This is a genomic window from Mesobacillus subterraneus (genome assembly GCF_000934845.1).
GTDB classification, from domain to species: Bacteria; Bacillota; Bacilli; order Bacillales; family Cytobacillaceae; genus Mesobacillus; species Mesobacillus stamsii.
The window spans coordinates 1-22510 of sequence record NZ_JXIQ01000073.1; the positions used below are offsets into that span (position 1 = coordinate 1).

Sequence of the window (22510 nt, forward strand, 5' to 3'; positions counted from 1 at the left end):
TGGGCTATAGCCAAGCGGTAAGGCAACGGACTTTGACTCCGTCATGCGTTGGTTCGAATCCAGCTAGCCCAGTATATCTGTTTACAGTAAGCATTTTTTGTTTTGTGACATGAATTGAACGATTGTTTCCTGCCTGGCGAACAAATCACCTATAGTTTTTTTGTTTCGTTCATTATTTCGCCATTTAGTTGTGAACATTTTCTAAACATATAGTGTAAACAGTGTAAACCTTATTTTCCCTTGTATTATAATGAAGACAAATCAGTTGTCTGAGGTGAAATAAGGTGGAGCAAACATTAAAAATAACAAGTGTTTTGTCCGATCCAACGCGTTATTATATTTATCAATACATTACAAAAAGGCATAAAGACGTAACCGTGCAGGAAATTGCCGACAATTTTGAAATTCACCCGAATGTGGCTAGATTGCACTTATCCAAACTCGAAGACGTCAACATGCTGATTTCGGAGACGAAAAAAACTGGCAAAGGCGGGCGTCCTAGCAGATTATACCGGATGTCTGAAGAAGTCATCCAGCTTCACTTCCCATTTCGGGATTATCAGCTTCTGTCTAAAATCGCCATGACGACAATGATGTCACTCGGAGAAGCCGGCAAGAAAGCTTTATATATCACTGGAAAGCGTTTTGGCTCAGAACTAATGGAACAGGAGATGGCACGCCATCCGCAGCTATCAGAAGAAATGACGTTTGAACACAAACTGAATTCAATCAAAAATGCCGCGACGCTTGCTGGTTTTTATCCGGAATTCGAACCGAATAGTGAGAAGACAAAAATTTATTTCCAGATTTTCAATTGTCCTTTCAAGGAGATTGCCATAGAGCATTCGGAAACTGTATGCAATATGCATTATGAATATTTGCGTGGAATGTTTGAATCCGTGTTTGGAGAAATCGAACTGATTGAAAAAGAAAATATGTTCACAGGCTGTAACTCCTGCTCTTACCAGGCAGTAATTGGTCAATAATTTGGTCCTTATTTACTTTTCATCCTCCTTTCCATTATAATAGTCCATGATGGACATAAGGGTAAAGGAGGGATATCTTTGGATCGGATGTACAGAGTTTTAGGTTTCTGGACGGGAATCTTTGCTGTCATGTTTTTCTTAGGTGACATGTATACTACGTCCTTGATTTTCTTTGGTCAAACTGGATTTTTCTTGCTTTTAAGTTATTTGAAACTGTCTGAGCGGATGTACATCTACGTCTTTGGCGCCTACTTAACGATTTTCTTTGCAGGTTTTACTTACTGGTCAACATTTATGATGCCACTAGGAGGAGCTGGAAATTGATCCGCTCTGGGCGCAACAAAAAAGCGATGGACTTCCATCGCTTTTTTTCAATAAAAGAATTTAGAATAATTTGAGCACCTGTTTTCCCATCCCTTTCTTTTGGATGACAACATCAAAGGATTGACTAATTCCTCCCGGTAAGATCAAGCTGCGAATTGCTCGATTCCGCTTGCTTGCTTCTGAAAATGGATTTGGATCTTGATGTGGAAGAAGTTCTTCGAGGATTCCAGCAGCAATCAGGAATTCATCCTGTCTCATTTTCTGGACGAATTCCAGACCGTATACTTCACCAAAATCTTTGAGAGCATCAAAATGCACATGACTGGTTAAGTCCATCTCTCCTGGGTACAAGAGAATCTCATCGTACTGCTGATGATTAAAATAGCCTCTCAAGCTTCCTCGCCTCCGTGATGGATGCATCCACTCCTCTTTTGTATAACCATAATCCGCGGTGATCAAGATGCCTTTCTGCAGGCATTTTGCGATCGATTCAATAAATGGTTCCATAGCAAGCGGAATTTCGATTCTTTGACCTTCAGCAAGCATGAGTTGCTGATCATCAAGAAAGGCACGAATTCGTTCATCCGAAACTGGAATTTTCATTTCCTTTAATTGATCATTCTCGCTCGTAACGAACACCTCATGCACAACACCGTCTCGCTTTTCCACAACATGGACAGGAAAGGCATCAAATAACTCATTTGAAAAAATCAGCCCTTGCTCCATTTTTGTTTCTGCAAGTGTATCACTATGAATAATGTTGACATTTTCAAGACCTGCCAGTTCGCCGTTTTGCAGACTTCGATGATAAGGACTTTTTTCGATCATATAGTAGGACAGTGTTTTTGTACTCTGTTCCTGCCAACCTTCGATGAACGCCTTTGCAAAACGGCCACTTCCCGCTCCAATTTCACAAATAGCTGGCGGCAGTTCGAGTTCATCGTATTTCCTTGCATACCACTTGCCTATTAGTTTGCCAAACACATCAGATACATTGCTCGTTGTATAAAAATCCCCTCCTTTTCCGATTTTTTGGCGCTGGGTCATATAATACCCTTTTTTTGGATAATAGAGTGCAAGCTGCATATAGTCCGCATAGGTGATCATCTTTTTTGGCGAGGCTTCAATAACCTCTTTGATTATCTCTTTCATAACGACTCCTCAAAAATTGTTTTCACTATTGACATAGTGTATTCTTTATTATAAAGTTTTACTAGTAGCTTAGCTAAATCCCCTCCCATGATATGAATAGAACATCCCCCTAGAAAAGCCCTTCTCAGCCGAGAAGGGCTTTTCTGGTTCAAGCACTTAAAATCCATTTAAAAAATGAATTTAAAATCCATTTAAAAATGGATTGGATTCCATTTCCATCCCTATTGTCGTTGTAGGTCCATGTCCCGGCAGTACCTCCGTTTCCTCAGGCAATACCAGCAGTTTATCGTGAATGCTCTTAATTAACTGATTATGGTTTCCCCCAGGCAAGTCCGTTCTTCCGATGCTTCCTTGAAAGAGTGCATCGCCGGCCAGGATGAATTTTGATTTTGGGAAATGAAAGGAAACACTGCCAGGAGAATGGCCTGGCGTTTCCAAAACTTCAAAGTAGAAATTAGCAATAGATATTGGTCCTTCATCTGTGAATAGCTCGTCTGCTTCTCTTGCTTTGATAGGTTCGTGTTGCATAAAGTATTTCGACCCATTAAGTGCTGGGTCGGTGAGCCAGTCTTTTTCTTTTTCATGAATATAGACCTTTATGCCATACTTATCCCTTATTCTATCTACTGCACCGATATGGTCGAAATGAGCATGTGTCAATACGATTGCTTCAGGCTTGAGTTCAAGCTCTTCTATAATTCCCGTCAACTTTCTTGGGTTTTCACCTGGATCCACTATCAGACATGTTTTCCTTTCATCGTAAACAAGATAACAATTCGTCTGCAAAGGACCAAGGGGAATCTGTTTCCATTTCATTAAAAGCAGCCTCCGTTTCAATTGGTTCATCGTCTGTGTTTATTTTACACTAATGTAAGACAAGTTTTAAGGATTTGAAAAGAAACAAATAAGAAAAACCTGTAGAGGGAAAGTAGCCTATTAGACCTCGACAAATAGGAGAAAAAAAGATAAAATAAAGATGAGTGTATGCTTTTCAATGCATACAGGTTGCTGCGTACATGGCAGCTACCTATTTATCAAATAACAGACTTCCTGTCTGCCTAATGAATGAAGGGGGCTTTTTCATGGGATTGGCCATTATTTTCGCCTTAGTTACTTTACTAGCAGGTTATGCAACTTTCGCTGCACTGAAAAACAAAAACATTCTGGGAATCGTTTTTGGCGGAGGAACTTTCCTCGTTATTGGTTGGTTCACGGTCATGACAATCCTTTACCAAGGATTCCCGACGGCACATTGATATCCCTCAAAATAAAAGACCACCTATCACAGGTGGTCTTTTATATTTGCTTTGATCAAATTATGGAATAAGTTGATTGATTTCCCTAGTAGCCATATTCAACACTTTTTCCAATTGAAAACCATACAGGCACATTTCTCCCGAAGGGGAGCAAGAAAGTGGTTCATTTGCCAGTTCCGAGAAAATGATTTCTTCTTTATTATCCTCTACATGATACCTTACCAGTTCAAACCCGTCTGCATAAAGATCAGCCTCGCCCTGCCTCTTTGCCCGTAAATACAGAAAGACCTCTCCATCCTCCGTTGAATCATAAAAAGGAACAATCCAACCAGAAAAATCTGTCAGCAAAGGAACAGGAAAACTGGTTGCTTTTTGGACTCCATTTTTGGTGAAGGTATATAATCCCATTCCTGATGTGGATTCTTCGCCTGCCTCAATCGTCAATAAATAATTCCCAATCGAATCGAATTGATACACGTTTTCAAATAGTGTTCGCGAAGGGTTCCCGCTGAGCGAAAAAGATTTCAACGGAGCGTTTAACGCAAGTTCATTCTTTCCCCACTGTTGATAAACAAGCATATCCTCCGAAATCCACTTAACAAAAGGCTCTGGCAGCTGAATGGACTTTAGACTGTTTTGCTTTAGATCCAGTAAAAACGTGCTGAAATCCCATTCTTCTGTAAAAGCAGAAACAATAAGCAAATCATCATTGAATGGATTCCATTCAAAGATTAATTCATATGATTCCATTTTCCCGGAATACAATTCTTTGCCTGATAAATTGATGACAGTCAGCACACCTTCCGCTGATGCAGAACTATGTATCATGATCTTATCCTTTTTCGGACTAATTTCAGCCGTGATGATTGGCAGGCTGCTTTGGAACAGCAATTCGGCTTGGCCCGTTAAAAGGTTGTAGGAATAAAGGACTGATGTGTTTTCGATACTATTTGAAATATAAAGAATCTCTGTATTATTCAGCCATCCTGATGCCTTATTGAATTCCTCATTCTTATTATCCTGAATAGGAATGACCTCGGAAGCCATAAAAGACAATTCTGGAGTTTCTTTCAAACGGTCAAGGCTATGCCTGGCATCTTTGTGGAGGAATACATCCTGCTGTTGAGAGCACCCGGATAGTAGGAATGCAGTAGAAGCGATAATGAACACGATCCATCTTGTATGTATTGTTTGATATACATGCTTCTTCATCCCTACACCCCCTTTTTTACAATGTAACTATCTGTACGGTCTGAATAGCTAAAATGTTTCAAATGAATCAGCAAAAAAATCGGATACTACAAGACAAAAACCTACGCCCACTAGGGACGCAGGTTTTAACAGGTATTTATTCTTTGGATTTTGGTTCAGACAAATCCTCACCATAGAACCTCAGTAAGTCTCCGTATATAATTTTATCGGAGTAACTAAGTTCATTACTGGCAGCTTTAAAATATGGTTTGCAAGCTTCCTGATCGGTCGGTTCACCTGTCGCTTTATCATAGCAGGTCTCACGGGTAAACAGATAATCCTTAGTGATGAAGCTGCCATCGCGAAGAACTGCAAAGTCACTTCGATCCTTAGCGAACAAGTCAGATCCAAAATCGATATTTTTCTTAGTATCGATTCCCAGCAAGTGTAGAATCGTCGGTTTGATGTCTATCTGTCCTCCCACCGTTGTCATTGTTCCACCCTTTTGACCAGGGATGTGAATGATTAATGGCACCTCCTGAAGCTGCATGCTTTCAAATGGTGTGATTTCCTTACCCAGGTACTCACTCATCGCTTTATTATGGTTTTCAGAGATTCCGTAATGATCTCCGTATAAAATAATGATTGAATCTTCATACAAGCCCTCATCTTTTAATTTCTGGACGAACTGCTTAATGGCTTCATCCTCATACCTGACCGTCAGAAAATAATTGTTGACCGTTTGGTCATCAGACGTATAGGGGGGGATAAATTGATCCTCTTCGTTTAATTCGAAAGGGAAATGGTTCGTCAATGTAATGAACTTGGAATAAAACGGCTTCGGCATTGCTTTCAAGTGAGCAACGGACTGTTGCAGGAAGTCAATATCCTTCAACCCCCAGCCTACTGAGTTGTCTTCGTTCACCTCGTAATCCGGCAGCGAGTAGAAACGCTTGTAGCCTAACGATTGATACATGATATCCCGATTCCAGAAGCTCTTGTTATTTGCATGCAAGGAAGCGGTGTAATAGCCATTTTCATTCAAAATTTCAGGGGTAGCGTTGTATTCATTTCCAGAATGAGTAAAAAATACTGCTCCTCTGCTCAGTGGATACAGAGAGTTTTCCACCAGAAATTCAGAATCGGAAGTTTTTCCCTGGCCAGTCTGGTGATAAAAATTATTGAAATAATAACTTTCTTTGATGAAATCATTCAGGAATGGGGTAATTTCTTGACCATTCACCGTTTTATTAATGACAAATTCCTGTGTTGATTCCATCGAGATCATAATAACGTTCTTGCCTTTTGCGATTCCAAACATCTCATCATTCGGTGGGACATAATTCGCGCGTACATAATTGTCAATGTCAACCAGTTCACTGCCATCGGCCATAGCTCGCTGTGCAGATGACTTTGACTGTAGGAAGACATCATAAAGGTGGTAATTATATGTCCCAATATTTTTGACAAGCATTTCTCTGTCGAAGGTCCTTGTCAACAGCTGTGGACGTTCTGTTTCGACCATTCCCATGTTGAAAAAAGCAATTGCGGCAGCAGCAAGGAAATAAACTCGTCGGTCCACTGTGCTGTATTCACGCCATGTAAGTAAAGCCGGTTTGAATTTCATGATCGCAGCTAAAAGGATGAAATCGGCAAAGTAAAATAAATCACTGAAGTTGATCAGCTCAGTCACACTGCTTCCCAGATCACTCATATTGCTCGTTTGAAAAAGAACGGGAATCGTTAAAAAATCATTAAAGAAACGATAAAACACGATATTCGCAAACAACACTGCTGATACTATGAAACTAGCAACAAGGATATAGCGTTTTTGCGTTTTTTCTTTCATAAACATGCTGAATCCAAACACGATCATCAGGAATCCTATTGGATTGATAAACAGGATCAGTTCCTGTCGCCAATTTTCGATTTTTATATCGAAGCTGGTCTTATAGGCTATATACGTCTTCAGCCATAGCAGTATGGTGGTGATGGCGACTAAAGAAACTTTAGGCCATTTTTTGTTTTTCATCCGGTTTACTACCTCCCACTTATACAAAAAAAATTCGGGATTTATCAGGTTTATTTTTCCATTTTCTGAAGAATCAAAGATAATCTTAATCCTTTTTTTTTGAAAAAGCAATCAAAAAATCATGTTGGATTCATTGTAATTTCCCACTATCTTAGACGACTTAAACCTGGAAAAGTTTCATAAATGTCTTTTTGGAATAAAAAACAAGAAGTTTTCCGATGGAAAACTTCTTAATTGATTTAGTTCTGTTCCATTTTTTTAATCAGCCAGGCGGCACCAATGACACCGGCATCATTTCCTAAAGTCGCAATGCTGATTTCGGTTGATTGCGCTACACGTGGAAATGAATGACGCAAAAATTGCTCTTTTACCGGATCCAGCAGGACAGCACCTGCTTTAGAAACTCCGCCTCCAAGAACAATTTTTTCCGGATTGAGAGTATTCGCAATATTGGCGAGGGCAATTCCCAAGTGCAAGGCAACTGTATTAACGGCCTTCAATGCCAATTCATCCCTTCGTTGCGCCGCATCAAATACGTCTTTGGCTGTGACAATACCGGTTTCATTGAAAACTGCTGACAGAACACCTTCAGAAGGATGGGAAGTTAATAACTCAACAGCGATCCTTACAATTCCGGTAGCCGATGCAATCGTTTCGAGGCAGCCTGTTTTTCCGCAGTTACATGGTGCCCCTCCTTCGGCAATGGAAGTAATATGGCCGATCTCACCAGCAGCCCCACTCACACCATGAACAATATTCCCATTGGTGATGACTCCGCCACCTACACCTGTACCCAAAGTAACACAGACTAAATCTTTGGCGCCATTTCCGGCTCCTTTCCACATCTCCCCGAGCGCAGCACAGTTTGCATCATTATCGACTACTGCTGGCAGCGAGGTTTCCACTTCAAGCAAATCCTTTAGCGGATAAGGCTCTCGCCAGCCAAGATTAACCGCTTCAAAAATCACTCCTGTAGCCAGGTCAACAGGTCCGGGAGCTCCCATGCCAATTCCGAGGATTTCACTTTTGGAGTGTCCAATCTCCTCCAACTTTGCGTCAATTGCTTTTGCGATATTGACAGTAATGTTTTTTCCTTCATTCGAAACATCAGTAGGAATTTCCCATTTATGTAGGATTTCTCCATACAAACTGATGAAAGCAAGTTTTGTTGTCGTTCCTCCTAAATCTACACCAACAAGCCATTTTTCAGCCATCATGCGTCACCTTTTCTCTTTTGCTATTTTTTCTTGTTCCATACGGATTTCCTGCCTCAAGAGCAGCACCGCTGATTGGTAATCTTTTGTTTCAATTAATTGGGAATGATACATTTCCTTGAGCTCTGCATGCATGAGCTCCAAATCCGCCACTCTATCGCCTATGTAAATGAACGTACCGAACTTTTTCAAGAACTGCTGGATATCATAAATTGTCTTCAATGTAATCCCCACCATTTGTGTAAATAAGAGCATGCTTTATCATACTAAGTATAAATGATCCCCTTTCCCCCCTCAAGTAGTCTGGACAGATTTTCTGACAAAAACGGGACAAGTTTACATAAGAAAAATCGGGCAAACTACATTCGGTACTTTTTTGGACTTTTATCGCTCATCCTGATTGTATAGCTAGTTTAGTTTAGTTTTGTTTATTAGCAGAAAGATACCCTTATGCAAGCATTTTCTCCTCCATAAGGGCATCTTTCAAGCAGAAAGATACCCTTATGCAGCAATTTCCACCTCCATTAGGGCATCTCTCAAGCAGAAAGATACCCTTATGCAAGCATTTTCTACTCCATAAGGGCATCTCTCAAGCGGAAAGATACCCTTATGCAAGCATTTCCACCTCCATAAGGGCATCTCTCAAGCGGAAAGATACCCTTATGCAAGCATTTCCACCTCTATAAGGGCATCTCTCAAGCGGAAAGATGTCCAGTTAATTCTCAAAATACTTCTTTTCACTGAACTTGATTACCGATCTGGGTCCTGTGGTTTCAATATTCGCGGTCTTCTGTTTTTCAGAGGAATCGGTGACCGGATCAGCACATCCCGGAATGCCCGGGGGTTGAAAGGAATAAATGGCCATAGATAAGGAACACCAAACGATTTCATCCTGGTCAGGAGAATGAAAAAAAATACAGTGCTGATTAGGAAACCATAAAGCTGAAAGGCTGCAGTCATGATTAACAAGAAAAGCCTTACGAGCCGGTTTGCCAGGCTCATTTCATAACTTGGCGTCGCAAAGGTACCGATCGCAGCAATTGCCAGGTACAGAATGACTTCATTTGTCAAAAGCCCGACTTCTACGGCGACTTGCCCGATCATCAGCGCAGCGACCAGGCCAAGGGCAGTTGCCAAAGAGGTTGGTGTATGAATGGCAGCCATCCTTAGCACATCTACGCCAATTTCAATCAGGAAAAACTGTAAAAACAACGGAATCTTTCCCGGATCATTTGGTCCGATAAAGGACATCGCTTTTGGCAGAAGTTCCGGTTGGACGGCGAACAAATACCATAACGGCAGCAGAAATAGAGAAGACCACACTGCCACGTAGCGGACGATCCTCAAATAAGCCCCTACAAGCGGCTTATTGCGGTACTCCTCCGCATGCTGCAGATGGTGCCAGAATGTTGTTGGTGTAATCAGAACGCTTGGGGAACCATCGACGAAGATGCATACATGGCCTTCGTATAAATGAGTAGCTGCCGTATCCGGACGCTCTGTATATCTTACCGTCGGAAACGGATTCCAATGCCGCCCCGAGATAAATTCCTCGATTGTTTTCTCGGCCATTGGCAGCCCGTCTGTATCAATCTTGCTAATGGAGTCTTTTACTTTCCCAACCATTTCCGGATCAGCAATATCCTCAATATAACAAATAACTATATCCGTTTGAGATCTTCTGCCGACCTGCATATATTCCATTCTCAAAGTGCGGTCGCGGATTCTCCTTCTCGTTAGCGAGGTGTTAAAGACCAGAGTCTCCACGAAGCCGTCCCTTGATCCACGAACTACCCTTTCTGTATCCGGCTCCTGTGGCCCACGCACAGGATATGTCCTCGCATCGATCAGGATGATTTCTGTTAGGCCATCTACTGCTAAAGCAGTCGGTCCTGCCAGTACCATATCAACAACTTTATCGAGGTTGTCTGTCGTCTCTACCTCTACATATGGAATATAGGTCTTTACCAGTTTTTTTAATGTGTCGACTTCAAGGGCCCCAGGCTCAAGCTTTGCCAGTAACTTCATAATATGAAGCATGATATCGTCCTTGACTAATCCGTCTACAAGGAAGAGTGCCATCTCTCTGCCGGCGTATTCGACATCAAGCTGGATCACGTCAAAACTTTTGCCAATACCTAATTCTTCTTTTAAGTAAGCAATATTTTCTTTTAAATTTGTATGGACAAGCTGACGCTTTTTATCTGCCATTTGTTTTCCTAACACCTCTCATTCCCAACGACCATAATTTTCCTGTTAATTCCTTTTTTCATCTTAGCCAAAACAATCAACAAACATACTTAAAGGCATGTTATCAGGACAAGGATCATATAGTGAATATACCGACATACCTATTATCGGAAAAAGGATGAGCAGGATGAAAAAGTTATCGTTATTAGCGGTTAGTGCCTTGGCAATTGCTATCTCTGCAATCATGATCCAATTCCAGAACGGCAACCCTTCAGTCGAAACAATCACGTTTTTTCCATTGAATGATGCAGTGAAATTTAAAAGTGCTAGTACGTCTTTATCACTTTTTCAAGATAAAAAGAACAATCAGCATCAAGTTGATTGGCGAGTTCATTCAAGCTTGGACCGAGAGGCTTATCTTCGGCAGGATATGGGACTTTTGTTCGTAAATGGGGTTTTACAAAAGAAGTTCGCCAAATGGGAGCAGGATACTGCAGATTTATCGCAGGAAGAACGGATCTCTTATCGAGAAAGCGCCAGATATGACGCGATTTCCTTTCATTATGCTGAGCTGCATGGTGACGGGAACAGGATCACGAGTGCCCAAAGAATGTCGGATGATATGATCTATGTAATCGACTCTCCGTTCAGCCCGCTCCAATCCTTCACCATAGCCAAAAGCAATCAGGAAAAGGAGTGGAAAAAAGTACTTGACCAAAGTGTAAGAAACAGACTTGAGCTAAGTTTAAAACATGCAGAAAACACCTTCAGGTTCAAAGTGTCTGATTATCTTTCTATCCCACTCGACACAATCAGGAGATATGAAGATCAGCCTTTCACTGGGTTTACAAAGCAGGAAACAGCAAATATACTAGGAAAGTTATGGGAAGGATTGTATAAGTATTATTATCTGGGCATAAAAAAAAGCGATGGCACTACCATTGACCCAATTGGCAGTACCATGCCTTTGATTTTGATTGCCAAAGATAAAAGCCATCTGCTGGTTGTCACGCAGACAAGTACTAGGGAAAGCATTATTCTCAAGCAGCGTCTTTAAGATTCGCAATCTGTTCAAGTATCTTTTTATAGCTTTCTTTTTCCGGATTCAGCTCAACAGCCTTTTTTGCATAGATAATGGCCTGATCCAGATTGTTTTCTTGTAAAAAGATCAAGGCAAGATTATAGTACGCTTCATGAAACTCCGGTTCCATTTCAATCACTTTAAGGAGATTGGTTTTCGCCTCTTCCAGCCTCTCCAGCTTAATTTCTGTAAAAGAAAGCATGAACAACGATTCTGATGAGAGTGGTTCTGATTTGCCAAACTCGGTTAGCAGATCATTTGCCTGTTGATATTTCTCGTCGTTAACCTGCTGCTCTGCAAGCACCAAGATCGACCGTTCATCGACCCTAGCCGCTTTGTCGCTAAAACCATATTGTAAAGAAAAAAAGATTATCACGATCGTCCCTGCCAGGAAGAAAATTTGCAGTGGAATGCGTCTTTTCTTTGGGAGATGGAGGATCCCTGCTGCTGCAAATCCTCCAACCAGTCCTCCTAAGTGGCCAGCATTATCGATTCCCGGAACCGTAAATCCAAATGCGAGATTAATTCCGAGTACAACAAGGGTATTCAGACCGAGAGTTCGCCAAAACAACTTTGGTTTTGCTACACCAAAGTACAGCAAAGCTCCAAAACAGCCAAAAATCGCACCGCTAGCACCAGCCGAAAGATTCGGGCTGGAAATAAAACTAGCCAGCACTCCACTGAAACCTGCTAAAATATAAATAACGAAAAAGCGGCCATTCCCGTATAGTCGTTCAACCATTGTTCCTAAATAATATAAAGCCAGGGTATTCATAAACAAATGAAGCAGACCGATATGAATGATCACTGGCGTGAAAAAGCGCCACCATTCACCCTCAAGGATTAGCGGATTGAATTTCGCGCCAAACTTAATCAGGGTGGAAGTATCCGTGCTCCCTCCCGCTGCCTCTAAGATCAGAAACATCCCTATCTGGATCGCAATGAATACATAAGTGAAAAAAGGTTTCCCATATTGAAAGACTGATTGTTCTGCTTTTTCCCTATCTGCTGCAATTTGTATGGTGTTTTTTTTAATCGTCTCGATATCCTCTTCAGAATACTCTTTGGAAAAATCCATTCGCAATGGAAGATCGTATCTGCTCCCGAGTTTCTCGAAAGCTTCCATTGCATTGGACCTTTCTATTAAAACGGAATCCACCGTTACCTTTCCATTTACAGAAAGATATGGCTTGGCAAGTCGAAATTCATAATCGTCCACAGGTGGATAGGCACTAAAATAAACGTTTAAGATTGTTAATTCTCGTTTTGCCAACTTCCTGCGAATTTTTTCTCCATTATCAGCAAGCAAGACAATGTCGCGCTGAATCCAGTTGCTCCATTCCAGATTATATTGTAGCAGGCGAACAACCTGCGTTTGCTTGTTTTCGGTCTTTTCCAGCCACAATTCCCGTTGATCCTCGGATACGTGAAGAATACGGTACTCCTGCTTTCCAACCAGGAATTTTGCCAATTTCCAAAACAAATACTCTTCTAAAAAAGCCAATTTCTCCCCTGCTTTCCCTCCCAGATCCACCCACTATGTAGGATTCTGTTTTTTTCTCTCCAAAATATTATAAACTAAAACCTCCCTGCCAGGTAGAAAGAGGCAGTAATAACAGAAAAAAAGACCTTATGAGGTCTTTTTACTGGAACTCCGAATGTCCTGAAAATAAAGAATTCATCATTTTGTTTCTGATGCCCGGTAGCCCCATGATTGAACCAACTGCCACCCGGCGCAAAAGCCGGCTTCTCAGAAGCATATTCATTACCCTGTATCGACTCTCGAATACAAGGTATCCTGCCAGACCAAGCATAAAAATCGAAATCACTTTTCTTACCATATTGATCCCTCCCCCTTTATTTTAAGAACAATAGCACTTTTTTATCCTTTCATTCCAAAAAAGATAGATATTTTAAATAAAAGAAAAGGGCTGCATAGTAGACAGCCCTTTCCTTAAGCTTTCAGCACAGGGTCCATGACCTTTCTCAAAACCTCTACTGAATGATCAAATTTTTGCTGTTCCTCTTTTTCCAGCGATAATTCCACGATCTCCCGGATTCCATTACGATTGACAATTGCAGGAACTCCAATGTAGATATCATCATGTCCGTATTCGCCATTCAAATGGGCGGAAACTGTCAAAATAGAGTTCTCATCCTGCAGGATGGCCTTCGTCAAGCGGACAAGACCCATCGCGATTCCATAATAAGTTGCCCCTTTGCGCTTGATGATATGATAGGCGGCATCCCGTACATTCGTGAAGATTTCCTCCAAGTCATCATGACTGTACTGTTTCTGATTGATCATTTTGGCGATGGACTTGCCGCCAATATCCGCATGACTCCACACAGGCAGTTCGGTATCTCCGTGTTCGCCGATGATATAAGCATGGACATTACGCGAATCTACCTTAAAATAGTCCCCAAGCAAAAATCTGAATCTGGCTGTATCAAGGATGGTCCCAGAACCAATTACCCGCTCTTTTGGAAGTCCTGAGAATTTCCAGACAGCATAGGAAAGGATATCAACTGGGTTGGTCGCAACAAGAAAAATTCCGTCAAAACCGCTGGACATAATTTCCTCTACAATACTTTTAAATATCTTCGTGTTTTTCTCCACCAGATCCAGTCTTGTTTCGCCGGGCTTTTGGTTTGCACCGGCGCAAAGTACAACCAGGTCTGCATCCTGGCAGTCAGCATATGAACCAAACCATATTTTCGTCTGTGAAGGGGCGAACGCCATTCCGTGATTTAAATCCATGGCGTCCCCTTCGGATTTTTCCTTATTCAGATCGACAAGAACTAATTCCGCAGTGACACCCTGGTTGACCATCGCAAATGCATAGCTTGATCCAACTAAGCCGGTTCCAACCAGTACAACACGATTTACACGATTGTTCATTCGTATTTCCTCCTCATTTTTAATGAATTGTACAATATTTCACAATGAATATATCATGATGTTAACATAGTACACAGGTTATCATTATTAACAGTATATTCCCATTCCATCCGGTTTTTTTAGCCGTACTTAGAAAATGATGTATAATACTATTCCCGCCAATGCTGCTGTAAAACAGGAAAGAAAATTAACAGCATCATTATCAAGCTTTACTATCCCAGAAACATGACGGGTTGGCAAAGAACAATGGATTGTTTTTTCAGTCAGCCGATTGCAAGTAACGCAGGCAAATTCCGCCTGAAGATAGGCTCCAAGAAAGGTATCGATCATCGTTCCAACCACACCTAAAAGAAAAATGATCCCTGTCCAGCCCGGCCCTAACGGAAACAAGGAAGCTGCAGTGAGAGCAATCAACAAGGATCCCACCGCTGCTGCAGCCGTTCCAACAGCAGAAATCGCACCTGAAGTTCCTGTTGGCACTCTTTTAAAGGATTTGACCGATAATGGCTGGACTTTGCTTAAAACGCCTAGCTCCGAAGCCCATGTATCTCCATTGGCACTTGCAAGGGAGCTTGCCAGGACAATGGTCCAGATGGGGTCAGGTAAAAGGAAATTCCCTATACCAGCGAGTGCTGCGGTACCACCATTCGCTGCCACCTGTGCCCAATCTCTTGCAGCTCCCTTTTGATGTAATTCACTGAGCTGTTGCTTGCGATGACTTTTATATTTGGACAGCAGGCTGGAAGTAAGGAAGAAAACTCCCAATAGGATCAATCCCTTGATTCCAAATCCCGCCCAAATAAAAACGCCCGTCAAAAAAGCCGCAATAGCTCCAGATGGTTTAAGCAGCTGAAAATAGGCAGAGACGGAAGCAACTACAGCGATAAACCCAATGATGAACACCTGGTCAATCTCCAATTGTAAGTACCCCTTTGCTATGGATAATTTTCTGTACGGGAATATCATGGTTTTCTACAGGAACTTCAGCAACGAGTTGCTCTGTGAAAGCTAAGGAAACAGTCATTCCCTGGTAGTTATACAGAAATCGGTCATAATAGCCTCCTCCAAATCCAAGTCTATACCCGCTGGATGAAAACGCAAGTCCCGGAACTACCACCAAATCAATTTCCTCACGACCTACTGAAGCTGTCTCGGCAACAATTGGCTCCAGCAGTCCATAAAAAACTGTTTCAAGCTGGGAGAAACGCTTCACTTCCCGGAAATCAAGACCCCGTGCTTCAGGTTCGCATTTCGGGACGACGATTCTTTTGTCTTGCTCCCATCCCTTTCTGATGATTTGAAAAGTATCCACTTCTGGCGGCTTCGACACAGTGATGGCCACTGTGTTAGCTGACAGCCACTCTTTAGACTGAAATAGCTGTTGGGCAATCTGATAGGATTGATTCTCGTATTCTGGCCGTTTTAGTTCTGAAAGTTTTTCCATTATCGACTTTCTAAGATTTTTTTTGGCATCCATGCCTTTTTCCCCCAGACAATATTCGCTATTTTTTTGTTCATTATGTATTAACCATACCATTCAAAACCCCAGTGGAGAAGTTTTGATTTTTATCTGCTTTTACAAGATTTATATGAAAGGATCCCTATATGCAGCAACACTCGACAATTCAAAACAACAAAAAAAGCAGCCGGGAAAATTCCCGCTGCTTATTTTGTTTCGCGATGGACTGTCGCGCGCTTATCTCTAGAGCAGTATTTCTTAAGCTCAAGACGATCTGGGTTGTTACGCTTATTTTTTTTAGAAATATAGTTGCGCTCTCCGCATTCTGTGCAAGCTAATGTAATGTTTACACGCATGTATTTTCCCTCCAAACTATTCAAGCTAGGTTCGTGCATACGACTTACCTATAGTATCACTTTTCATCGGGAATTGCTAGTGTGTTTTTTAAAAGGAGCTTATTCAAATATTCTACAGCATTTTTTTCCGTTCCTTCAATGATCCAACAGCTGCTTTTTCGGGTTTCCCTTGGGTACATTGTTAAATCGAGCGAGAATAGGCTGGCTGCTGCTCCTTTCGCCATTGGCTGGTAACTTAGCCTCCCTGTGTCTATGGAATTCCATAGACGTTCCGTGCTTACATTCCAAATTGGCTGAACGGTACATTGCTTCATTAAACTGTTGTTATTTAGTCCGTTGACAAGATAGATTTTTTTATCAACAAAATGATAAATGGCAGTTTCATTTGGCGACACAAAACTGAATTGTTCCTTGGCACCATCAGCAAATAGCTGCATCAGAATCAACTTCGCTTTTTTTTGATTTTTTGAATGATTCGTTACATAAATGTCAAAAAATTCAATTCTCGAATGAACATTAGCTTGTTTGATTTTTACCGACAATTCTTCCTGGGGCAAAAGTTTTTCCGTTCTATTTCCTAACCAGAAAACTTTTCCATCTACCCATATACCAGGATTGAAAATCCAAGGTTTCCTAACTGGTTCAAATTCCACTTCATTGTCCATTTGGAGATAAGCATTCATCTTCATTCAATTCCCTCCTTCGGTGATGGTTCGATTGCCCGCTTTTACTTTGAAATTTGCTGTTGCTGCTTGCACGATTGGGAAGACGGAATTTATATAATTAATGTTAGCATGTTCTCATGACAGCTACAATGAACGGAAATTGTCGGAAATTGCCTAGTATTGAGTCCACTTGACAGAAACGTCTATTTTTTTTTTGTAATTTTTTGAAAGTGCAAATTTGGTGGTGGTTCGACAGTACTTACAAACTAATGGAACTCATGATAAGACAAATTTATCTTTTTTTCACGGAAAAATTTTTTAATCGAATTTTCGCATATGGAATGGTAGACTTATACTATCTGTTCAAATACCAGCTCGGGAGGAATAATAGATGGGCTATATGATCATTAGCCTTGTTGTCCTGGCTGCGCTTCTTTTCACTTTTTCTTTCTTTATGAAAGATCCATATAAGGAATTGCGTGAGGAGATCGACCAGCTGACAATTCAACAAATTCAGGACCTTTACCAGATTAAGAAAAAACTAAAGATACTGGAGGAAGAATTGCTCGTAGGCGTTGACAAACAATCATCTACATCTGTTGAAAAAAAGCAAATACACGAGATTATCAAAAACCAAGTATGGGCGCTTGCCCAACAGGGGATGCAGCTGAAGCAGATCGCAAAGCAATCATCGCTTTCAACTCATGAAGTTCAGGAGATCATTAATGAATTCGTTGATAAAGGACAGATCATATGAATAGACGATCAGCGCAAGCATTTGCATTAGGACTGCTTTTGGCAGCTGTTTTCATATGGGCCGGCAACAGCGTCATCGCTGAAAAAGAGTCAGGAAGAAAGCTGACTCTTTCAGACGCGAAACGGCATCTTGAAGATAATGGCTATCATGTGATTAGCAGCAGTGAGTTTTCCAAGCTGACTGCCAAAGAGGATCCCGTAAAAAAGGAACAGCCTTCTGCTACCGCTGGCACGAAAGCCCCTGGATCCACTCTCCAGAAAGAACAGGAAAAAGCTGAAAGCGAAAAAAAATTCACACTCATTATTGTTTCCGGAATGACGCCTAAAGATGTAGCCGCCATGCTTCAGAGCAATGGAATTATTGCTGACGCAGCTGCATTCGAACGCTATTTGATTGACAATAATTTCCACACGAAAATCCAAATAGGTAGCTACGTCTTGACAAATTCGATGGACTTTAACCAAATCGCTAAAATTATTACCTAATGAAATTAGTAGACATTCTTTTATATCGTTAATATAAAAGAATGGTCTTTGTAAATTGAAAAAAATCTACCAAGTGATCCTCGATTATTTTTTGCAGGATCACTAAGTTGATCTCTTGATAATCATGAACCGCTATATTTCGAAATCCTACCATTGCCTTCATTTTATCTGATAGGGAAGAGGAGAGGATCCCTTCTGTTTCTAAGATGGAGAAAGCATCCCGGCTGTTTTGCGGGAGTCCGAGTTTTTTATCAGCAATGATATGCATAGCCAAATCGATACTTGCTTCACAAGCTCGCTGCAGATTTAAAATGATGGAATCCTGCTTCGTAAAGTTCTCTAAATGTTTAGGATTGTTATCATACTCCTCGTGAATTCGCTTTATGCAGCGTTCAATGATGCTTATTTTGTTAAAAATGACGTCATTTTTCATATATGGACCCGCTTTCGTAAATTTTCTTTAAGATTACGGAACGCTCCTCATTAAGCTTTGCGTACATCTTGAAAGCTTTTAGTTCAAAGTTCGCCTTTTTTTGTTTATCCGTACAATATATCGCTTTTCCAGTTTGGATAATTTGCGCTTGAAAAACCGTACTTGACTGGTTCAGGTCTATAAGATCGATGTCTCGATTCAGTTTTGCTGCCAGCTCCTGAGCAATCATGAATAATTCGTATTTATCGAAGTTTTTCCGATCGTTTAAAAAAGCGATATCAATGTCACTGTCACTATGGGTATATCCATTAACAGTCGAACCAAACAAAATGATTAAATACGGAGATAATTTCTCTACCAGGACATCGATGATTATTTGTTCCAATTTTTCACTCAAAGTGCAGAAACCTCCAAGTCACTTTTCACTTGATTATATCAATTTTTTTATTGTTTGTCCTATTATGCGTTAACTAATGTTTACTGAAAAAAGAGCAGGAATTTAATTTATCTCTCCTGCTCTCTTTTCTTTTTGCATTTTCAAACAGTTCAATCACTGTGCCTCTATGGCTGGATTTGGCACAGGACTTCCTTCAATCTCAAATTTTCCAACTAAAGAGGCAAGATCTTTCGATTGTCTTGCAATATGATCTGACTTTTCAAAAATCCCTTCAATCTCTGCATCCTGCATTTGACTGGAAGAAAAGTTATCCATGGTTGCTGCAGTAACCTGATTGGAATTTCCGGCAATCGCCGAGAGCGATTCTCTAACATTGAAATTCGTCTTACCGACATCATCCAGCTTGTTGGAAATTTCCTCAATCGCACCAGAAATTTTATCTACCTCTGTCTTAATTTCTGTTAACCCTTTTCCTGTTTGGTGAATTTTCTTTTGACCCTCCTCCAATTTTTGATACCCGTGTTCGAGAGATTCTTTTACATTCTTTGATACGGTTTGAACAGAAGAGACAATTACATTTATCTCTTGTAATGACTGTTCTACGCCATTTGCAAGCTTTCTTACTTCGTTGGCTACCACCATAAAGCCCTTGCCGGCTTCCCCTGCTCTTGCGGCTTCTATCGCTGCATTAAGTGCTAGTATATGTGTCTGTGCGGCAATCGATTGAATCACCTCTGTCAGCTGGCTAATGTTCTGAGTTTGACGCTCCATCTCTTTCACTTCATCATATGTATTTTTTACCATTCTCCAGACAAGCTCGATATAGTCTACAGACTCTTGCATACTTTCGTAACCTGAATGGGTTAGCTGCTTTACATTCATCGATAAATGTTTCAGCTCATTCCCTCTTACCGCAGAGGATTCGATTTGTTCACTGAATAGGTCATACTTTCCTAAAAGTTCTTGAGTGGCTGCAGATTGTTCTTGTGCCCCTGCAGATAATTCAGACATTGTCGCAGATATTTGACTACTGGAAAGTTTTATATTATAACAATAATTCCTTAGTAATCTGCTGTCTTCTTCCATTGAATAAGAAACGGACCGTATGCCAGAAACCATATCTGTCAAGTTTGTCATCATGAAGTTGACTGACCCTGCAAGCTGTCCCATTTCATCCTTACCTTGATACGTTATTTCACCCTTGCCAAGCTTTCCCTTAGCGACTAATTTTGTTTTTTCAGCTAGCTCTTTTAAGGTATAATTCAATGAATTCGCTACAAAGAATACTATTGTTGCACTAACGATCGTACCGATCAACGCCGAAAGACTAATCAAATACAGGAATATTCTCATGCCATCCGACATGCTGTCAGTCGTACTTTGTCTCTCATTCTTAAAAATATTTTCCATTTCGGAAAGTATTTTGACATTGCGATCCCTTAATTCCGAAATGTCCGCTCTCGCTTCCGTGTATATTTCTTTGTCAAGCCTAACTACTGATGGCGCAACTTTATTGATGAACAGACGGTCGATTTCCGAGTTGTTTTTTTGAACATCGGAAATCATTTTTTCGATTCTCTGCTCTGTTACCTGGTCCTTCAAAATCTGAGTCTTTTGATTTAATTCATTTCTGACTTTTCGGTATCCTTTTACGTCCTCATCACGCAAAAAAGTAATATAATCGGCAATTCGAATATCTTTAGAGCGAATCAAAGAACCAATTTCGGAAACCGCAACAGCCTGTTCCCCCTTTTCATTTACATGTTGAATGTCTGTTCGAATATTTTGGAACAAAAAAATCGTAAAAGCTGTCAGTAATAAAAATAGCATCGAATTGAAGCCTAAAGATAAAAATAGCTTCCTTCTGATCGGGATGTCCTTCCATTTAATCATTTCAGAAAAAAATCTTTTTCTAATTAGCCTTTTTGAAATCCCTTCCTTCCACTTTCCTAATTTCTTTAAAAAATCCTTCATCGTCTTCACCTTCGATACGAGTATTTATTGCCTATGATAAATAGTAGGGTATTATCTAAAAGCTGTCAGTAGATGCACAAAAAAATTACAAAAATTTAACCTTTAATAAGTTTCATCACTTTAATCAAGTAAAAAACAAAATAAATCCCATCCTGATTCCAAAACGACAGAACCAGGATGGGATTCAAGGCCACATTAGGCGTTTAAATCATAATTTTTTCCAGTAACAAGATAAATAACGTTTTCTGCAATATTGGTCGTATGGTCTCCTATTCGCTCAATATATCGGCATACAAATGCCAACTGGGTTATCTGATTTGTTGCTGTAGGCTTTTGAGGGATGTAGCCCATCAATTCTTTGATCAGACGTCCATACATTTCATCGACTTCATCATCCCTTTGTGCACACTTTTTAGCCAAGTGTGCATCTTCCGCATAAAAGGAGGTAAGGGAATCCGTTAGCATTTCAAGGCTGATTTCCAGCATTTTCGGGATTTCAATAATCTCTTTAATATACTTTTCCCCTCCGATGTGGAGAGTTGACTTAGCAATATTTACTGCCATATCGGCAATTCGTTCAATTTCAGATGAGACTCGCAGGGCAGCAATGATTTTTCGCAAATCCGTTGCTACTGGCGCTTCTTTTGCGATTAGCAAAATTGCCTGTTCATTAATTTCTTCATCCATATGATCGATTTTATTATCTCCGGCAATGACAGCTTGTGCCTTGTCACTATCCTGCTCTACAAGCGATTCCATCGAAAGGATCACAGCCTTCTTTGCCTCATCCCCCATGTGAAGGACTTTTTCTTTCAATTCTTTCAAATTATTATCAAAAAATGTTCTTGTTACCATCTTTCCACCCCTTCTTATTATCCGAATCGACCCGAAATATAGTCTTCTGTTCTTTGATCATACGGTTGAGAAAATACTTTTGTCGTGTCATCAAGTTCTATTAGTTCTCCCATTAAAAAGAATGCTGTCTTATCAGATACTCTTGAAGCCTGTTGCATATTATGAGTGACGATAACTATAGTATATTTTTCTTTCAGCTCAAATATGAGTTCTTCGATTTTAGATGTAGAAATAGGATCAAGCGCAGAAGTTGGTTCATCCATAAGAAGAACTTCAGGCTTAGTTGTCAGGGCTCTTGCAATGCACAAGCGCTGTTGCTGGCCTCCTGATAATCCCATTGCAGGAGCATTTAGCCTGTCCTTGACCTCATCCCAAAGAGCAACGTCTATTAATGATTTCTCGATTATTTCATCAAGTTCCTGCTTTTTTTTCAAGCCATGTATCCTTGGTCCATACGCAACATTATCATATATCGACTGTGGAAAAGGGTTTCCTTTCTGAAACACCATCCCTACATTCTTTCTTAGTTCAACTAGGTCCACCTTATCGCTTAAAATATTTTTTCCTCGGTAATTGATTTCACCTGACATTTTCACACCCGGTATCATATTTATCATCAGGTTGAGCGTTTTAATAAATGTTGATTTTCCACAGCCCGATGGTCCGATAATTGCGGTTACTTCGTTATAATGAATCGGAAAATTGATACTTTTTAATGCTAAATTATCACCATACCAAAGGTTTAAATCCTTCACATCAAAAACTCGTTCTGTTGTTGTTAAAGTAGACACATTGCTCCCC

25 protein-coding genes and 1 tRNA gene are annotated in these 22510 nt (G+C 40.6%); 7 read left to right on the forward strand and 19 right to left on the reverse strand.

Going from position 1 to position 22510, the window contains the following annotated elements:
• From UB32_RS09070 to UB32_RS09080, 3 genes are all read left to right on the forward strand, one after another.
• Nucleotides 1-72: transfer RNA gene (locus UB32_RS09070), tRNA-Gln, on the forward strand.
• 212 nt (nt 73-284) lie between these two features.
• A complete protein-coding gene (locus tag UB32_RS09075) occupies nt 285-986 on the forward strand; it encodes a helix-turn-helix transcriptional regulator (RefSeq protein WP_044393086.1) in 702 nt (233 codons plus the stop codon).
• A 78-nt stretch (nt 987-1064) separates the two neighbouring features.
• Entirely contained in the window at nt 1065-1310 is a 246-nt protein-coding gene (locus UB32_RS09080; RefSeq protein ID WP_044393088.1) for a DUF2626 domain-containing protein, read from the forward strand.
• 60 nt (nt 1311-1370) lie between these two features.
• Here UB32_RS09080 and UB32_RS09085 read toward each other — a convergent pair whose 3' ends face one another.
• Nucleotides 1371-2462 (reverse strand): class I SAM-dependent methyltransferase, encoded by a 1092-nt coding sequence (locus UB32_RS09085; protein WP_044393090.1) that lies wholly within the window; start codon nt 2460-2462, stop codon nt 1371-1373.
• 180 nt (nt 2463-2642) lie between these two features.
• Nucleotides 2643-3278 carry an MBL fold metallo-hydrolase gene (locus tag UB32_RS09090; protein ID WP_044393092.1) on the reverse strand — a complete coding sequence of 212 codons (636 nt, stop codon included), beginning with the start codon at nt 3276-3278 and terminating at the stop codon, nt 2643-2645.
• Between the two features lie 266 nt (nt 3279-3544).
• Between UB32_RS09090 and UB32_RS19410 the strand changes: the two genes are divergently transcribed.
• The gene (locus tag UB32_RS19410; RefSeq protein WP_044393094.1) at nt 3545-3718 is read left to right on the forward strand and encodes a DUF2759 domain-containing protein; all 174 of its coding nucleotides are present in this window, start codon (nt 3545-3547) and stop codon (nt 3716-3718) included.
• Between the two features lie 60 nt (nt 3719-3778).
• On the opposite strand, the gene UB32_RS09100 is transcribed toward UB32_RS19410, so the two are convergent.
• The 5 genes from UB32_RS09100 to UB32_RS09120 all read right to left on the reverse strand — a co-directional run bounded on the left by UB32_RS09100 (nt 3779) and on the right by UB32_RS09120 (nt 10366).
• Nucleotides 3779-4930 carry a hypothetical protein gene (locus tag UB32_RS09100; protein ID WP_044393096.1) on the reverse strand — a complete coding sequence of 384 codons (1152 nt, stop codon included), beginning with the start codon at nt 4928-4930 and terminating at the stop codon, nt 3779-3781.
• A 136-nt stretch (nt 4931-5066) separates the two neighbouring features.
• Nucleotides 5067-6941: an LTA synthase family protein gene (locus tag UB32_RS09105; RefSeq protein ID WP_044393098.1), complete on the reverse strand. Its 1875-nt coding sequence runs from the start codon at nt 6939-6941 to the stop codon at nt 5067-5069.
• 239 nt (nt 6942-7180) lie between these two features.
• Nucleotides 7181-8155: an ROK family glucokinase gene (locus tag UB32_RS09110; protein ID WP_044393100.1), complete on the reverse strand. Its 975-nt coding sequence runs from the start codon at nt 8153-8155 to the stop codon at nt 7181-7183.
• Between the two features lie 6 nt (nt 8156-8161).
• A complete protein-coding gene (locus UB32_RS09115; RefSeq protein WP_044393139.1) occupies nt 8162-8377 on the reverse strand; it encodes a YqgQ family protein in 216 nt (71 codons plus the stop codon).
• Between the two features lie 528 nt (nt 8378-8905).
• On the reverse strand, nt 8906-10366 hold the full coding sequence (locus UB32_RS09120; protein WP_044393102.1) for a spore germination protein: 1461 nt from the start codon (nt 10364-10366) through the stop codon (nt 8906-8908).
• A gap of 166 nt (nt 10367-10532) precedes the next feature.
• Here UB32_RS09120 and UB32_RS09125 point away from each other — a divergent pair, with 166 nt between their 5' ends.
• On the forward strand, nt 10533-11402 hold the full coding sequence (locus UB32_RS09125; RefSeq protein WP_044393104.1) for a hypothetical protein: 870 nt from the start codon (nt 10533-10535) through the stop codon (nt 11400-11402).
• Here UB32_RS09125 and UB32_RS09130 read toward each other — a convergent pair.
• From UB32_RS09130 to UB32_RS09155, 7 genes are all read right to left on the reverse strand, one after another.
• On the reverse strand, nt 11386-12930 hold the full coding sequence (locus UB32_RS09130) for a rhomboid family intramembrane serine protease (protein ID WP_044393140.1): 1545 nt from the start codon (nt 12928-12930) through the stop codon (nt 11386-11388). The two genes, UB32_RS09125 and UB32_RS09130, sit on opposite strands and share 17 nt — an antisense overlap.
• A gap of 139 nt (nt 12931-13069) precedes the next feature.
• Nucleotides 13070-13267 carry a hypothetical protein gene (locus UB32_RS09135; RefSeq protein ID WP_044393105.1) on the reverse strand — a complete coding sequence of 66 codons (198 nt, stop codon included), beginning with the start codon at nt 13265-13267 and terminating at the stop codon, nt 13070-13072.
• A gap of 113 nt (nt 13268-13380) precedes the next feature.
• Nucleotides 13381-14328, reverse strand: a complete 948-nt coding sequence (locus UB32_RS09140) for an L-lactate dehydrogenase (protein WP_044393106.1) — start codon at nt 14326-14328, stop codon at nt 13381-13383.
• 129 nt (nt 14329-14457) lie between these two features.
• A complete protein-coding gene (locus UB32_RS09145) occupies nt 14458-15246 on the reverse strand; it encodes a DUF92 domain-containing protein (RefSeq protein WP_052806998.1) in 789 nt (262 codons plus the stop codon).
• Nucleotides 15236-15805, reverse strand: coding sequence for a 5-formyltetrahydrofolate cyclo-ligase (locus UB32_RS09150; RefSeq protein WP_044393110.1), 570 nt, complete (start codon nt 15803-15805; stop codon nt 15236-15238). Before UB32_RS09150 ends, UB32_RS09145 begins: the two co-directional genes overlap by 11 nt.
• A 188-nt stretch (nt 15806-15993) precedes the next feature.
• The gene (rpmG, locus tag UB32_RS19415; RefSeq protein ID WP_084221782.1) at nt 15994-16143 is read right to left on the reverse strand and encodes a 50S ribosomal protein L33; all 150 of its coding nucleotides are present in this window, start codon (nt 16141-16143) and stop codon (nt 15994-15996) included.
• Between the two features lie 56 nt (nt 16144-16199).
• Nucleotides 16200-16832 carry a hypothetical protein gene (locus tag UB32_RS09155; RefSeq protein WP_044393112.1) on the reverse strand — a complete coding sequence of 211 codons (633 nt, stop codon included), beginning with the start codon at nt 16830-16832 and terminating at the stop codon, nt 16200-16202.
• A gap of 367 nt (nt 16833-17199) precedes the next feature.
• Between UB32_RS09155 and UB32_RS09160 the strand changes: the two genes are divergently transcribed.
• Nucleotides 17200-17565: a hypothetical protein gene (locus UB32_RS09160; RefSeq protein ID WP_044393114.1), complete on the forward strand. Its 366-nt coding sequence runs from the start codon at nt 17200-17202 to the stop codon at nt 17563-17565.
• Complete coding sequence (locus UB32_RS09165; protein ID WP_044393116.1) at nt 17562-18050, forward strand: hypothetical protein; 489 nt, start codon at nt 17562-17564, stop codon at nt 18048-18050. Before UB32_RS09160 ends, UB32_RS09165 begins: the two co-directional genes overlap by 4 nt.
• Nucleotides 18051-18078: 28 nt before the next feature.
• Here UB32_RS09165 and hepT read toward each other — a convergent pair whose 3' ends face one another.
• The 5 genes from hepT to pstB all read right to left on the reverse strand — a co-directional run bounded on the left by hepT (nt 18079) and on the right by pstB (nt 22500).
• The gene (gene hepT / locus UB32_RS09170) at nt 18079-18483 is read right to left on the reverse strand and encodes a type VII toxin-antitoxin system HepT family RNase toxin (protein ID WP_044393118.1); all 405 of its coding nucleotides are present in this window, start codon (nt 18481-18483) and stop codon (nt 18079-18081) included.
• A complete protein-coding gene (gene mntA / locus UB32_RS09175) occupies nt 18473-18880 on the reverse strand; it encodes a type VII toxin-antitoxin system MntA family adenylyltransferase antitoxin (RefSeq protein WP_044393120.1) in 408 nt (135 codons plus the stop codon). Before mntA ends, hepT begins: the two co-directional genes overlap by 11 nt.
• A 153-nt stretch (nt 18881-19033) precedes the next feature.
• Nucleotides 19034-20854 (reverse strand): methyl-accepting chemotaxis protein, encoded by a 1821-nt coding sequence (locus tag UB32_RS09180; RefSeq protein WP_044393122.1) that lies wholly within the window; start codon nt 20852-20854, stop codon nt 19034-19036.
• 195 nt (nt 20855-21049) lie between these two features.
• Nucleotides 21050-21709, reverse strand: coding sequence for a phosphate signaling complex protein PhoU (phoU, locus tag UB32_RS09185; RefSeq protein ID WP_044393124.1), 660 nt, complete (start codon nt 21707-21709; stop codon nt 21050-21052).
• 17 nt (nt 21710-21726) lie between these two features.
• Nucleotides 21727-22500 (reverse strand): phosphate ABC transporter ATP-binding protein PstB, encoded by a 774-nt coding sequence (pstB, locus tag UB32_RS09190; RefSeq protein WP_044393126.1) that lies wholly within the window; start codon nt 22498-22500, stop codon nt 21727-21729.
• Nucleotides 22501-22510 lie beyond the last annotated feature (10 nt).

Bases quoted from the DNA above. Each gene is read 5' to 3' on its own strand.
- UB32_RS09100 (WP_044393096.1), bottom strand. From the start codon at position 4,930: ATGAAGAAGCATGTATATCAAACAATACATACAAGATGGATCGTGTTC.
- UB32_RS09150 (WP_044393110.1), bottom strand. From the start codon at position 15,805: ATGGATGCCAAAAAAAATCTTAGAAAGTCGATAATGGAAAAACTTTCA.
- UB32_RS09135 (WP_044393105.1), bottom strand. From the start codon at position 13,267: ATGGTAAGAAAAGTGATTTCGATTTTTATGCTTGGTCTGGCAGGATAC.
- UB32_RS09180 (WP_044393122.1), bottom strand. From the start codon at position 20,854: ATGAAGGATTTTTTAAAGAAATTAGGAAAGTGGAAGGAAGGGATTTCA.
- UB32_RS09165 (WP_044393116.1), top strand. From the start codon at position 17,562: ATGAATAGACGATCAGCGCAAGCATTTGCATTAGGACTGCTTTTGGCA.
- hepT (WP_044393118.1), bottom strand. From the start codon at position 18,483: ATGAAAAATGACGTCATTTTTAACAAAATAAGCATCATTGAACGCTGC.
- phoU (WP_044393124.1), bottom strand. From the start codon at position 21,709: ATGGTAACAAGAACATTTTTTGATAATAATTTGAAAGAATTGAAAGAA.
- UB32_RS09155 (WP_044393112.1), bottom strand. From the start codon at position 16,832: ATGAAGATGAATGCTTATCTCCAAATGGACAATGAAGTGGAATTTGAA.
- UB32_RS09105 (WP_044393098.1), bottom strand. From the start codon at position 6,941: ATGAAAAACAAAAAATGGCCTAAAGTTTCTTTAGTCGCCATCACCACC.
- UB32_RS09120 (WP_044393102.1), bottom strand. From the start codon at position 10,366: ATGGCAGATAAAAAGCGTCAGCTTGTCCATACAAATTTAAAAGAAAAT.
- UB32_RS09125 (WP_044393104.1), top strand. From the start codon at position 10,533: ATGAAAAAGTTATCGTTATTAGCGGTTAGTGCCTTGGCAATTGCTATC.
- UB32_RS19410 (WP_044393094.1), top strand. From the start codon at position 3,545: ATGGGATTGGCCATTATTTTCGCCTTAGTTACTTTACTAGCAGGTTAT.
- UB32_RS09140 (WP_044393106.1), bottom strand. From the start codon at position 14,328: ATGAACAATCGTGTAAATCGTGTTGTACTGGTTGGAACCGGCTTAGTT.
- UB32_RS09110 (WP_044393100.1), bottom strand. From the start codon at position 8,155: ATGGCTGAAAAATGGCTTGTTGGTGTAGATTTAGGAGGAACGACAACA.
- UB32_RS09085 (WP_044393090.1), bottom strand. From the start codon at position 2,462: ATGAAAGAGATAATCAAAGAGGTTATTGAAGCCTCGCCAAAAAAGATG.
- UB32_RS09090 (WP_044393092.1), bottom strand. From the start codon at position 3,278: ATGAAATGGAAACAGATTCCCCTTGGTCCTTTGCAGACGAATTGTTAT.
- rpmG (WP_084221782.1), bottom strand. From the start codon at position 16,143: ATGCGTGTAAACATTACATTAGCTTGCACAGAATGCGGAGAGCGCAAC.
- UB32_RS09160 (WP_044393114.1), top strand. From the start codon at position 17,200: ATGGGCTATATGATCATTAGCCTTGTTGTCCTGGCTGCGCTTCTTTTC.